We start from the raw sequence: 12,960 nt of genomic DNA, 5'->3' as shown, positions 1-12,960 counted from the left end.
CCGCCCGGGCGGCCTCCGGGTGCGACGAGGACGTCTTGATGCGGGTTCTGCTGATCCATTGTCATCCGTGCGGGGAAAGTTTTGGCGCGGCGCTATGCGCGGCGGCGCGGGATGCGCTGGAGCGCGGCGGGCATGAGCTGCGCGTCACAGACCTCTACCGCGAGGGCTTCGACCCGGTGATGTCGGAGCCGGAATGGCGGCGGTATCACGACGAGGAGGTCAACCGCACACCAGTGGAGCGCCATGTGGAGGACATCCTCTGGGCCGAGGCGCTGGTGTTCGTCTATCCGACCTGGTGGTTCGGCCTTCCGGCGATGCTGAAAGGGTATCTCGACCGGGTCTGGGTGCCGCATGTCACCTTCGATGTTCCGACTGCGGCGCGCGGGATGCAGCCGAGAATGCAGCACATCTGCAAGATCGCTGTGGTCACCACTTGCGGGGCGTCGTGGCTGGTGTCCTGGCTGATGGGGCAGCCTGGCCGCAGGACCATCCTGCGCGGCATTCGCGCCCTGTGCGCGCCGCGCTGCAAGACATGCTATCTGGCGCACTACAACATGGACAGCTCCACCCAGGATAGCCGGGTTCGTTTCTTGAAAGCCGTCGAACGACAGCTCGGCAAGTTCTAGGATCCAGACTCTGGCGGAAAAGCAGCGCCATCCCGGTAAAGTGTTTTGCCTCGTAAGAATGAACAGGGCACATTTATGGTCTCTGGCGGCATGAGCGCTTTCGCGGGTGCTGCCCGATCCGGTGGCTATGTCACAAAGGGTTCATTTGCCGGCATTAGAAAGTGCACCATGGCGTTCAATTACAAGAAAAGCGTGACGTTTCGTCTGGCGCAAACCGCCAAGGCCCATCGTTCGCGCGCTGGCACCCACCTTGCCCGGATCGGCTTGCACCCGGGGCAGGAAGCGGTTCTCAAGATTCTGTCCGACAATGACGGGCAGACCATGAGTCAGCTCGCGGCGGTTCTCTGCGTCCAGCCGCCCACGGTGACCAAGATGGTGACCCGGCTTTCGGCGCAAGGGTTGTTGCGCCGGGCCGCCTCCGAGACCGACGGGCGGCTCTCCCGGGTGTTCCTCACCGAAGAGGGGCGGGCACGGGTCGAGATCATCGACAAGTCATGGAAGCGGCTGGAGCGGGAAGCGCTGGTCGGGCTCGATGACAAGGACCGCAAGAAGCTGCGCAAGCTCTTGCGGCAGGTGGAGCGCAATCTGGGCGCGCGCGTTGGCGAGGATCCGGAGATCGAGGATCTGGAAGAGCCCCCCGTCGCCAGTTGAGTTGAGGGGGGCGTTCGCGACGTAAGGGGCCTGGCGGACGCGCCGGGCTCTTGTTGTTCCGGCTCGTGCCTGTCTCTTGAGCCGAAGATCTAGCCGAGGCCGGCGGCACGGGCGGCGATGCCGGCCAGCGCGGCAAGGATGACCACCTCCGCGACACCGCGTTTCAGCAGGAACAACAGACAGCCGGCGAGCAGCGCCAGTATTGCGGCCAACGGGTCGAGGCTGGCGGGAACGGGCAGGGATGTGTCGAGCCATCCGCTGTCGATGGGGATGGTTTGCGTGAAGAGCACGTTGATCGCGAACCACAGGGACAGGTTGAGGATGGTGCCGACCACTGCGGCGGTGATGCCGGACAGGGCATCCGACAGCCAGGCGATGCTGCGCAGCCGTTCCATGTAGGGGGCGCCGACGAGGATCGCCAGGAAACTGGGGGCGAAGGTGACCCAGGTGGTCATCATGGCGCCGAGGACGCCGCCGATGGCCGGCGGGAACGGTGCCGGCTGACCATAGCCGCCGAGGAAGCCGACGAACTGGGTCACAAGGATCAGCGGACCCGGCGTGGTTTCGGCAAGGCCGAGACCGTCGAGCATTTGGCCGGCGCTGAGCCAGCCATGGGTCTCGACCGCCACCTGGGCCATGTAGCTGAGCAGCGCATAGGCGCCGCCGAAGCTGACCACCGCCATCAGCGAGAAGAAGCCGGCGATGTCGAGCAGGATATGCTCGGGCAAGAGCAGCAGGACGAGACCGGCCGGGGCACCCCAGAGGCCAAGGCCGATCGCCAGCCGGGCTGCTGTCTGCCGCCAGCCAGGCACTGCGGCCGCCGGTGGGGTTTCTTGCGGGGCGGCGGGAGCGGACCGGCGACGGCCGCGACCGAACAGGGTGCCGGCCAGCGCGGCGGCGGCGATCACCAGCGGAAACGGCAGGGCGAAGAGGTAAAGGGCGAGGAAGGCACAAAGCGCGATCCCCCAGGCACTGGCGGTGATGAGGGCGCGGCCCGCGAGGCGCAGGAGCGCTTGCAGGACGATGGCGAGAACGCCGGCCTTGATGCCGAAAAACAGGCTCTCCACCACCGGGGTTTCGCCATGGGTGACGTAGAGCGCCGAAAGGGCCAGCATGGCCAGTGCGCCGGGCAGGATGAACAACAGGCCGGAGATGATGGCCCCGCGGGTGCCGGCGACGATCCAGCCGCAATAGGTGGCAAGTTGCTGCGCTTCGGGGCCGGGCAGGATCATGCAGACATTGAGCGCGTTCAGGAAACGCTCTTCCGAGACGGCCTTGCTGTCGGCCACGTATTCCCGGTGCAACAGAGCGATCTGCGCCGCTGGGCCGCCAAAGGACAGAAGACCGATGCGCAGCGCACGCCGCGCCAACGGGCCGAGGGCCTGTGTCTTGCCGGCGTGTTGCATCTCTGGGTTCCCGGTCATCTGGTGGTCACTCTCGTGGGGCTGTTCAAACTTGCGCGCATAAAGGCTTTGCCGATCAGTTTGATGACGGCAAGCGACTTTCCCGCAAGAAAGGGGTAAGAGGGGCGTGTTCGCGCAATTCGCGCCTCAAGAACCTCTCCGCCTGCCCCCTGGGCTGGCCAGCTCTGCCCTGCCAAGATGGTGACCTGCCATGAATACCCGTTTCTTGCGTCGCGATCCCGCGGCAGGAACACCTGAAGTGCGCGAGCGGTTGCTCGGGATCGCGTTGATTTCCTTTGCCTTCTTCTGTTTGTCCGTGCTCGATGCGACGGCCAAGTACCTGGGCGCGACCCTGCCGGCGGAACAGATCGTCTGGACCCGGTTCACCACCCATGTGGTCTATGCGGCGCTGTTGTTTCGCATCTGGCGGACACCGCGGCTGCTGCAAAGTCGTCGTTGGGGCTTGCAGATCCTGCGGTCGCTGTTGCTGCTTGGGACGACGGTGTTCAACTTTATCGCTGTCCGCTATCTGCAGCTTGCGGAAACGATCTCGATCATGTTCGCCGCGCCCTTCGTCGTCACGGCACTGGCCGGGCCGCTGCTCAACGAATGGGCGGGGTTGCGGCGTTGGCTGGCGATCATCGTCGGCTTCATCGGCGTCCTGATCGTGACCCGGCCCGGCTTCGGCGGGATGCATTGGGCCGCGCTGCTGTCGGTCGGTTCGATGGTCTGCTACGCGCTTTATGCCCTGACCACACGGATGCTGGCGCAGACCGATTCGCCCGTCGGCATGTTGCTGATCTCCGCCGTGGTGGCGAGCCTGGCGATCTCGCCGGTTGCGATCGATGTCTGGGTGGCCCCGCCCGACCTGACAACCTGGCTGTTGTTGCTGTCGACGGGAGCCCTGGGCTGCATCGGTCATTTCGCGCTGATCCGCGCCCATGTGCTGGCCCCGGCGCCGGTGCTGGCCCCGTTCATGTATGTCCAGATCCTGTGGATGGTCGCGCTGGGGTATCTGATCTTCGCCGATGTGCCCGGTGCCTGGACGGTGATCGGGGCCTCGGTGGTGATTGCCTCCGGCCTCTACATTCTTTATCGCGAACGCCGGGTGGGCGGCGCGGAACCGGATGCGGAGACCTCCGGGCGGACGGGGACATGAAACGGTCGCCAGCCCACATCGGGGGCGGTATGGTGGGCGGCGCCTGTTCCAGCCGCTGTTTCACGCGACCGTTCAGGTGTTGTCAGCGAGAGGTCGCAGCGTGAGCAGGAAGACACCGCCGATGTCTGAAGGGACCGCCCGGGAGGCGGACCGCAAGCGGCGCGCGCGCCGACTGACCCTTGGCGATCTTGCCGCCGAACTCGATGTCTCGACCGCGACCGTGTCGCTCGCCTTGCGGGATTCGCCGCTGGTTGCCGGGGAAACGCGCAAGCGGATCAAGCGCCACGCAATCGAGGTCGGTTACATCTACAACCGGTCGGCGGCGGCGTTGCGCACGGCGCGGTCCAACATGATCGGCATTGCCGTCCACGATATTCTCAACCCCTATTTCGCCGAGGTGTTCCGCGCGCTGGAAGACGAGCTGGAGCGGGAACATCAGGTGGTGCTGATCTGCAATCATCGGGACGACGCGACCCGCCAGCGCAATTTCGTCGACAGCCTGTTGCAGCACCGGATCGACGGGTTGGTGCTGTGCGCCTCGGTCGGAACCACGGCGGAGGAAATCAACGCCATCGCCCGGTCCGGCATTCCGGTCACGCTGATCTGCCGCGATGTGGAAGGCGCCGAGGTGCCGGTGGTGCGCGGCGACGATGTGGCCGGTGCCCGGGCCCTGACCGAACACCTGATTGCCCGTGGCCATCGCCATATCGCCATGGTCGGCGGGCGGCGGCAAAGTTCGGCCGGTCGCGACCGCAATCTCGGCTGGCGGCAGGCACTGGAAGCGGCGGGGATCGATCCTGCGGCGCAGCTCGATCTGCCGGAACTGATGACCCAGTCCGATGGCCGTGATGCGGTGCCGCGCCTGCTGGCCGCTCGGCCCCGGCCCACGGCGGTGTTCGGCTTCAACGACCTGTTGGCGCTCGGCATGCTGTCGGCGCTGCGCCGGGCCGGCGTCGAGCCGGGGCGGGACATGGCGATCGTCGGCTATGACGACACGGACGGGGCGGCAACCCGCACGCCGGCGCTGACCTCCGTGTGGAACTGCCCGGACGAGATCGGGCGCCGGGCGGCGGATCTTATCCTGCGGCAGATCGCCGGGGAGAAGGTGGGCGCGGCGCGGCTTCTGATCGCGCCGGAACTGAGGATCCGCGAAAGTTCGCCGCCGCCCCTGAAGAGCGCGGGCGCGCCGGGGTGATCGGGCCGGGCTGCGGGGATGGGAGACAGCGGACAAGATGGACAGTGAGGGAGATGGCGTGATGTCGGCGGTGGAGATCCTGATGGTGGGCCGCATGCCGGCGCTGGTGGAGCGGCAGCTACGGGAGCGATTCACGCTGGTGACGGGCGCGGATACCAGCGATGTGGCCTTGTCGCGGGTGCGCGGTGTCGCCTCCGGGGCGCATGCGCCGGTCGGCCCGGAGCTGCTGCAGCGGCTGCCGGCGCTGGAGATCGTCGCCAATTTCGGCGTCGGCTACGATTCCGTTGACGTTGCCTGTTGCGCCGAGGGCGGCATTGTCGTCACCAACACGCCGGATGTCTTGACGGAGGAGGTGGCCGATACCGCGCTGGGTCTTCTTTTGATGACCGCGCGGGAGTTGTCCGCCTCGGAACGCTGGCTGCGGGCCGGACGCTGGGCGCGGGATGGGGCCTATCCGCTGACCCGGACCACCTTGCGCGGGCGCACGCTCGGCATCCTCGGTCTTGGCCGGATCGGCAAGGCGATCGCCCGGCGGGCCGAGGCCTTCGGCTTGACAGTGATGTATCACGGCCGCCACCGGCAGGAGGATGTGGCCTATCCCTATTTCGAGACGCTGGAGGGGCTGGCGGGGGCCTGCGACACGTTGATGGTGGTGGCGCCGGGCGGGGCGGAAACCCGGCATCTGATCGATGCGAAGATCCTCAAGGCGCTGGGCCCAGAGGGGATTGTGATCAACATCGGCCGGGGCACGGTGATCGACGAGGCGGCGCTGATCGAGGCGCTGAAGGCAGGCACGATCCTGGCCGCCGGGCTCGATGTGTTCGAGCATGAGCCAAGGGTGCCGCAGGCGCTGATCGACATGGACAATGTGGTGCTGCTGCCGCATGTGGGGTCGGCCTCGCAACACACCCGCGACGGGATGGGGCAGCTGGTGGTCGACAATCTGGCGAGCTGGTTCGGCGAAGGCCGCCCCCTGACGCCGGTGCCCGAGACCCCAGTACCGCAGACACCTGTAACCGTTACAGGGCCATCTTAACGAATTTTTATCCTTAACGATGCGTTAACGCCCTTTTCGCATACTGGCATCAGGCAGGCGGCTTGTTCTGAGGACTTCCGGCGATATTTCGCGGCGCGCGGCGATGACGCCCGCGCGTCCTTCGACCGGAAGCCGGGCCGCCAGGCTCCCATGTGCCGGCAGATCGCCGGCCGAGCAAGGAGCGAGATCATGGGCAAGCAGTTCAATCAGATCGGCGTCCTGGTGTCCTGGGCGCTGTTCGCACTGTTGTTTTTCGGAACCGGCATCACCGGGGCCGAGCAATTGGCACGCACGGTCTCCGGCAACTGGCAACTGGTCGACGAGATGTCCGGCGCCAATTGTACGCTGGTTCTGGGCGCGCGGCCGGCTGCGGTTGCCGGTCCTGCCGGGGTATTCACCGCACGGGCGGACGATTGCCAGGCGCTGTTTTCCGGAGCGCAGGATGTCGCTGGTTGGGTGGCGATGCGCGAGGGCGGCCTTGCCCTTGTTGATGACACGGGCGCGATGCTGGCGGCGTTCGACGTGGGCGAAAGCGAGGGGCTCGTCTCGGTGGAGCCGTCCGGTGTGTTCCTGACGCTGATCCCGGAGACCACCGTCGCCGTCTCCGCGCTGATCCCGACCGTGCGCTGACGCGGATCTTCAGGACATTCGTTGCAGGTGGGCCGGCCGGAGCCGGCCTCCTCCTCGTGGCTGATGCCAGCTATCGGCCGGCGGCGGCCGCGGTGCCCTGGTTCTCTTCAAGAAACAGCTTCATCCGCGTGAGCGCCCGGGCGATGTTCTCCGCCGAATTGGCGTAGGACAGGCGAATATACCCCTCGCCGAGCGTGCCGAAATCCGGGCCGCCGATCACCGCCACACCGGCGTCTTCCAGCAAGGCGCCGGCCAGGGGCTTTGCCTGCCAGCCGGTCGCTGAAATGTTCGGGAAGGCATAGAACGCGCCCATCGGCGTGCGGGCGCTGACCCCGGGCAGGGCGTTCAGCCCATCGACCACCAGTTTCCGCCGCATATCGAATTCGTGCATCATGTCGGCGACCGCGTCTTGCGGTCCGGTCAGTGCGGCCAGACCGGCGAATTGCGCCGGCGCGTTGACGCAGGACCAGGCATTGACCGCCAGCTTGCGCGCCTTGTCGATCAACTGGTCCGGCCAGACCGCGTAGCCCAGGCGCCAGCCGGTCATGGCATAGGTCTTGGACCAGCCATCGAGCAGGATCAGCCGGTCGCGCAGGGCCTCAAAACCCATCAGCGAGCAGTGTTCCGCCCCGTCATAGGTCATCTGACCGTAGATCTCATCGGAGAGAATGGCGATGTCCGGCCGGTCGGCAAGGCCGGCGACGAGCTTCTCGATCTCGGCGCGCGGGGTGACGCCGCCGGTCGGGTTGGCCGGCGAATTGAGGATCAGAAGCCGTGTTTGCGGCGTCAGCAGCTCAAGGGTTTCCTCGGCGGAAAAGGCAAAGTCGTTGCTCTCGCGGATCGGCACCGGCACGGGCCGGGCGCCGGTGAACTCGATCATCGAGCGGTAGATAGGAAAGCCCGGGTCGGGGTAGAGGATATCGACGCCCGGGGCGCCGAACATCAGGATCGCCATGAACATGGTGACCTTGCCGCCGGGCACGATCATGATGTTTTCAGGCGATGCCTCGGCGCCGGTGCGCCGCGCGACATCGGCGGCCACCGCCTCGCGCAGCGGCAGGATGCCGGTGGCCGGGGTATAGCCGTGATGACCGTCGCGCAGCGCCTTGATGGCGGCTTCGACAATGTGCTCGGGCGTGCGGAAATCGGGCTGGCCGATGCCGAGATTGATGATGTCGCGGCCCTCATCGGCCAGCCGGGTCGCCCGGGCCAGCACGGCGAAGGCGTTTTCCTCGCCAATCCTGTCGAACCCTTCGATGGTCGTGAGCATCCGTTCCCCTCCCTTGGCGGCCTTTCGCGCTGTGCGGCCCTCTTGCTTCTTGTTACGGTGCCGGGCGGCGGAAGGAAAGCACCTGGCAATCGACAGGCGGTCCAGGTGGGGCCTATGCTGGCCGCGCCCGGCGGCGGAACGAGGATGCCATGCCCCTTGCCCATCTTGAGACATCGGTCGGTTTGCTGGAGGTCGAGGCGCGGGACGGGGCCATCGTCCGGCTCGGCTGGGAGCGGACCGGGGAGGCTGGCTCCTCGCCGGTGCTCGATGCGGCGCTGGCGCAGCTGGAGCGCTATTTCGCCGGCACGCTGACGGTGTTCGATCTGCCGCTGGCGCCAGCGGGCGGCGCGTTCCAGCAACAGGTGCATGCGGCCATGCTGGCGATTCCCTATGGGGAGACCCGCAGCTATGGCGAGATCGCCCGGGACCTTGGCAGCTACGGCCAGCCGGTCGGGCGCGCCTGTGGCGCCAACCCCATCCCGATCATCATCCCCTGCCACCGGGTGCTGTCGGCAAACGGCCTTGGCGGCTACTCGGGCGACGGCGGGACCGACACCAAGATCGCCCTTCTACGGCATGAAGGGGGCTATCCCTTCCTGCTGTAGGCCGCGCGGCGCGGCGACACCCACGCGCCCCTTTGCCATGGCCGGCAAAACGCTATAGTGCGGCACAAGATCTCTTCCCGGTGCGGTTCGTCTTGAACCGGCGCCGGCCCCGGCTGACCGAAAAGGCTTCAGGTTCGATGACGACTGCAAACGACGGCAAGATCCCCGTAACCGTGCTGACCGGCTATCTCGGCGCCGGAAAGACCACCTTGCTCAACCGCATTCTCAGCGAGAATCACGGCACCCGCTATGCGGTGATCGTCAACGAGTTCGGCGAAATCGGCATCGACAATGATCTTCTCGTGGAATCCGACGAGGAGATCTTCGAGATGAACAACGGCTGCATCTGCTGCACCGTGCGCGGCGATCTGATCCGCACCGTCGAGAACCTGATGAAGCGCAAGGGCAGCTTCGACGCCATCGTCGTGGAAACCACCGGCGTCGCCGATCCGGCACCGGTGGCGCAGACCTTCTTCATGGACGACGATGTGCGCGACAAGGCCAAGCTCGATGCGGTGGTCGCGGTGGTCGATTGCCGGCATGTGCTGCAGCGCCTTGCCGACACCAGCGAGGCCGAGGACCAGATCGCCTTCGCCGATGTGGTCCTGCTCAACAAGACCGATCTGGTCACCGCCGCCGAGCTTGCGGCGGTGGAGGCACGGATCCAGTCGATCAACCCGTATGCGCGGCTGCACCGGACCGAACGCTGCTCGGTCGCGCTCGACGCAGTGCTGAACCGGGGGGCGTTCGATCTGGACCGGGTGCTGTCGCTCGACCCGCATTTCCTGGAACCGGCCGAGCATGCGCATGAATGCGGGCCCGATTGCGACCACGACCACGGGCACGATCATGACCACGGGCACCACCACCATGACCATGATCACGCTCATGCGCATGACGCGCCCCATGCGGTGAAGAGCGTGTCGATCACCGCCGGCGAGCTCGACCCGCAGGTGTTCTTTCAGTGGATCGGCAATGTCAGCCAGGTGCAGGGGCCGAACATCCTGCGGCTGAAGGGCATCATGGCCTTCCGCGACGATCCGCAGCGCTATGTGGTGCAAGGGGTGCACATGATCCTGGAAGGCGATCATCAGCGCGACTGGAAGGCGGATGAGGCGCGCGAAAGCCGGCTGGTGGTGATCGGCCGGGATCTCGATTTCGCGGCGCTCACGACCGGTTTCAAGGCGTGCGAGGCCTGAGCGGGGATGTTGACACTGGCACCTTATGAGTTCGGCGGCTTCGTCGTTGCCGCCGGTTTTCTGGGCGACACCCCGATCTTTGCCCTTGGCGATGGCACGGTGCGTCTCTTTCCGGACGGGGCGGAGCGGTCCGTCGAGGTGCATCAGGGCGGTTTGCTGGCCGCCTGCCGCAGCCAGGACGGCGCGGCGCTGATCACCGGCGGGGATGATGGCCTGGTGCGGCGCACCGCTGTCGATGGCACTGTCGAAACCCTGGCCGAACTGCCGCGCAAGTGGATCGACATCGTTGCCGCCGGGCCGCAAGGGGCGGTGGGGTTCGCCTCCGGGCGAAACGCCCATGTGCGGCTGGCCTCGGGCGAGTTGCGCGATTTCTCGGCCGCGCGGGCGGTTGGCGGGTTGGCCTTCGCGCCGAAGGGGTTGCGACTGGCGGTGGCCCGCTACGACGGGGTCACGCTTCACTGGGTGAACACCCAGGCGCCGGCGCAGGAGCTTGCCTGGAAGGGCGCCCATGCCCGCGTCCTGTTCTCGCCGGACGGCAAATACGTGGTCACCACCATGCCGGAAAATGCCCTGCATGGCTGGCGCCTGTCGGATGGTCAGGACATGCGCATGACCGGTTATCCGGGCAAGGTGAAATCCGTCGACTGGTCAGCGCGCGGACGGTATCTGGCCACCTCCGGTGCCAACGCGGCGATCCTCTGGCCGTTCTTCGGCAAGACCGGACCGATGGGGCAGCAGCCCTTGCAGCTCGGCACCCGCTCCGATCAGCTGGTGACACGGGTCGCCTGTCATCCGGGCGAGGAGGTGATCGCCATCGGCTATCAGGACGGCATGGTTCTGGCGGTGCGGTTCGCCGATCAGCAGGAGGTCTTGTTGCGCCGGCCGGGCCGCAGCGGCATCAGCACCCTCGCCTGGGATGGCGCCGGTGCGCGATTGGTGTTCGGCACCGAGGAGGGCGAGGCCGGGTTGATCTCGCTGGCCGGCTGACCGGTGCTTACCGGCGACAGGTCATGATCGGGGGGAGGCATTCGTGGATACACTGAGCAGGATGCGCTGTTTCCTGAAGGTGGTCGATGCGGGCGGTTTTTCCGCCGCCGCGCGCGAGCTGGGCCGTTCCAAGGCGCTGGTGTCGAAATATGTCGGCGAGCTGGAGGACGAGCTGGGGGCCCGGCTGCTCAACCGGACCACCCGGCAGATCTCGATGACCGAGGTTGGCCATGCCTTCTACAAGGAGGCGAGCGATATCCTCACCCGGATCGATGATCTCAAGGCGTCGGTCCAGAACACCCATCAGGCGGCGCGGGGCAAGCTCAGGATCAGTGCGCCGCGCTCCATGGGCGATGATTTCATCAATCAGGCGGTGATGGACTTCCTGGTCGCCGAGCCGGATATCTCGATCGATCTGCGGCTGGAGGACCGGTTCGTCGATCTGGTCGAGGAAGGCTTCGACGTGGCGATCCGGGTGAGCGAATTGACCGACTCCAGCCTGATCGCCCGCAAACTGGCACCGTTCCGCGGTGTGATCTGCGCGACGCCGGCGGTGATCGAACGCTACGGGGTCCCGCGTCAGCCGCAGGATCTGGCGGAGCTTCCCTGCATCATCGACAGCAACTACCGGTTCCGCAACAACTGGCAGTTCAAGGGAGAGGCAGGGCGGATCAGCGTGGCGGTCTCCGGCCGGGTCGAGGTGAACAGCGCCCAGGCGGCGCGGGCGGCGGCGCTGCGCGGCCTTGGGTTCTTGCGCACGCCGCATCTGTTCGTGCACCGGGACATGGTGGCGGGCGATCTCGTCGAGGTGCTGCACGACCACCAGCACGACGGCCAGGCGATCCACGTCGTCTACCCGCACCGGCGCCATCTGTCGGGCAAGGTGCGGGCCTTTGTCGATTTTCTCTCAGACTGGTTCGCCGCCAAGCGCAAGCGCGGCGAAATCTGCTGAGGAGGCGGCGGATCGCCCCGCCGCCTCGTGAAGACGCGCCTCAGCGACCGTCCAGCCGTTCCCGGGCGATCTGGTCGGCCACGTCCTGGGTCGACAGATCGAGCGCATCCGCGCGCTGGAAGATATCCATCAGGGTTGAGCCGATGGCGAGCACCTTGGCGCGTGCCGCGCTGTCGTCGCCACCCGGGCGGGCGAGGGCGATGGAGATCACGCCGCCGGCGTTGATGGCATAGTCGGGGGCGTAGAGCACACCGCGCGCGCGCAGCATGGTGCCATGGCGGGCTTCGGCAAGCTGGTTGTTGGCGGCGCCGGCGACAATCGGGGCGCCCAGTTCGGGAATGCTGGCGTCGTTGAGACCGGCACCGAGCGCGCAAGGGGCGAAGACATCGGCGACGGCGGCATGGGCGCGGTCGGCGGCAACGACCGTGGCGGAGAATTCCGACACGGCCTTCTCCACCGAGGGCGTGTGGATGTCGGCCACCAGCAGCCTGGCGCCGGCCTCATGCAGGTGACGGGCCACCGTCATGCCCACATGACCGAGACCCTGGACGCAGACCGTGCGTGCCGTCAGATCGTCGGAGCCGAAACGATGGGCAACTGCCGCCTTGATGCCGGTGAAGACGCCAAGCGCGGTGTAGGGCGAGGGGTCGCCGAAGCCGTTGGCCGAGGTGCCGCGCACATGGGCGGTCTCGTTGGCGATGATGTCCATGTCGGCGCAGGTCATGCCGACATCCTCGGCGGTGATGTAGCGGCCGCCGAGCCGGTCGACCTGGCGGCCGAAGGCGCGTAGCAGCTCCGGCGTTTTCTGCGTGCGCGCATCGCCGATGATCACCGCCTTGCCACCGCCCAGATCGAGGCCGGCGAGGGCGTTCTTGTAGGTCATGCCGCGCGACAGGCGCAGCGCATCGGTTTCCGCCTCGGCGTCATTGGCATAGGCCCACATGCGGCAGCCGCCGAGCGCGGGCCCGAGCCGGGTGTCATGAATGGCGATGACGGTGCGCAGGCCGGTGGCCGCGTCGAAACCGTGCATCACCTGTTCATGACCGTCGAAGTCGGGGTGATCGAACAGGGAAACCGGCGCGCTTTGCGTTGGCCGGCGCGACAGCGGGGCGTTCATGACTGTTTCCTCCAGAGCGCGGTCGTATCGCTTGGCCATGTGGAGACGACTGGCCAGTCGGTCGATGCGTTTTATGAAGGGTAATATGCCCGCGATATGGCGGAAGATCGCTCTTTTCTGCCGACCTTTG

General features: G+C 66.6%; 13 protein-coding genes. 10 read left to right on the top strand and 3 right to left on the bottom strand.

Annotated features, from left to right (window positions below; genetic code table 11):
• Nucleotides 1–38 precede the first annotated feature (38 nt).
• The gene (locus tag LC062_RS08235; RefSeq protein WP_224910549.1) at nt 39–626 is read left to right on the top strand and encodes an NAD(P)H-dependent oxidoreductase; all 588 of its coding nucleotides are present in this window, start codon (nt 39–41) and stop codon (nt 624–626) included.
• A gap of 168 nt (nt 627–794) precedes the next feature.
• Nucleotides 795–1,277, top strand: coding sequence for a MarR family winged helix-turn-helix transcriptional regulator (locus tag LC062_RS08230; RefSeq protein WP_181760585.1), 483 nt, complete (start codon nt 795–797; stop codon nt 1,275–1,277).
• Between the two features lie 89 nt (nt 1,278–1,366).
• On the opposite strand, the gene chrA is transcribed toward LC062_RS08230, so the two are convergent.
• Nucleotides 1,367–2,701, bottom strand: coding sequence for a chromate efflux transporter (chrA, locus tag LC062_RS08225; protein WP_224910548.1), 1,335 nt, complete (start codon nt 2,699–2,701; stop codon nt 1,367–1,369).
• Between the two features lie 238 nt (nt 2,702–2,939).
• On the opposite strand from chrA, the gene LC062_RS08220 reads away from it, so the two are divergent.
• The 4 genes from LC062_RS08220 to LC062_RS08205 all read left to right on the top strand — a co-directional run bounded on the left by LC062_RS08220 (nt 2,940) and on the right by LC062_RS08205 (nt 6,700).
• Nucleotides 2,940–3,839 carry a DMT family transporter gene (locus LC062_RS08220; protein ID WP_224910547.1) on the top strand — a complete coding sequence of 300 codons (900 nt, stop codon included), beginning with the start codon at nt 2,940–2,942 and terminating at the stop codon, nt 3,837–3,839.
• 121 nt (nt 3,840–3,960) lie between these two features.
• Entirely contained in the window at nt 3,961–5,034 is a 1,074-nt protein-coding gene (locus LC062_RS08215) for a LacI family DNA-binding transcriptional regulator (protein WP_224910546.1), read from the top strand.
• Nucleotides 5,035–5,071: 37 nt separating this feature from the next.
• Nucleotides 5,072–6,070: a 2-hydroxyacid dehydrogenase gene (locus tag LC062_RS08210; protein ID WP_224910545.1), complete on the top strand. Its 999-nt coding sequence runs from the start codon at nt 5,072–5,074 to the stop codon at nt 6,068–6,070.
• Between the two features lie 189 nt (nt 6,071–6,259).
• Complete coding sequence (locus LC062_RS08205) at nt 6,260–6,700, top strand: AprI/Inh family metalloprotease inhibitor (RefSeq protein WP_224910544.1); 441 nt, start codon at nt 6,260–6,262, stop codon at nt 6,698–6,700.
• A 70-nt stretch (nt 6,701–6,770) separates the two neighbouring features.
• Here the strand turns inward: LC062_RS08205 and LC062_RS08200 are convergent, their stop codons facing one another.
• A complete protein-coding gene (locus LC062_RS08200) occupies nt 6,771–7,970 on the bottom strand; it encodes a pyridoxal phosphate-dependent aminotransferase (RefSeq protein WP_224910543.1) in 1,200 nt (399 codons plus the stop codon).
• A 149-nt stretch (nt 7,971–8,119) separates the two neighbouring features.
• Between LC062_RS08200 and LC062_RS08195 the strand changes: the two genes are divergently transcribed.
• From LC062_RS08195 to LC062_RS08180, 4 genes are all read left to right on the top strand, one after another.
• Nucleotides 8,120–8,575 carry a methylated-DNA--[protein]-cysteine S-methyltransferase gene (locus LC062_RS08195; RefSeq protein WP_224910542.1) on the top strand — a complete coding sequence of 152 codons (456 nt, stop codon included), beginning with the start codon at nt 8,120–8,122 and terminating at the stop codon, nt 8,573–8,575.
• A 137-nt stretch (nt 8,576–8,712) separates the two neighbouring features.
• Entirely contained in the window at nt 8,713–9,774 is a 1,062-nt protein-coding gene (locus tag LC062_RS08190; RefSeq protein WP_224910541.1) for a CobW family GTP-binding protein, read from the top strand.
• Between the two features lie 6 nt (nt 9,775–9,780).
• Nucleotides 9,781–10,761 carry a WD40 repeat domain-containing protein gene (locus LC062_RS08185; protein ID WP_224910540.1) on the top strand — a complete coding sequence of 327 codons (981 nt, stop codon included), beginning with the start codon at nt 9,781–9,783 and terminating at the stop codon, nt 10,759–10,761.
• A gap of 43 nt (nt 10,762–10,804) precedes the next feature.
• Nucleotides 10,805–11,713, top strand: a complete 909-nt coding sequence (locus LC062_RS08180; RefSeq protein ID WP_224910539.1) for a LysR family transcriptional regulator — start codon at nt 10,805–10,807, stop codon at nt 11,711–11,713.
• A gap of 40 nt (nt 11,714–11,753) precedes the next feature.
• Here the strand turns inward: LC062_RS08180 and LC062_RS08175 are convergent, their stop codons facing one another.
• Nucleotides 11,754–12,830, bottom strand: a complete 1,077-nt coding sequence (locus tag LC062_RS08175) for a Leu/Phe/Val dehydrogenase (RefSeq protein ID WP_224910538.1) — start codon at nt 12,828–12,830, stop codon at nt 11,754–11,756.
• Nucleotides 12,831–12,960 lie beyond the last annotated feature (130 nt).

The sequence above is a fragment of the Stappia indica genome (assembly GCF_020177335.1).
Lineage (GTDB): Bacteria > Pseudomonadota > Alphaproteobacteria > Rhizobiales > Stappiaceae > Stappia > Stappia indica_B.
Note: the sequence above shows the minus strand (reverse complement) of the source record. Positions and strands in the feature narration are given on the sequence as shown.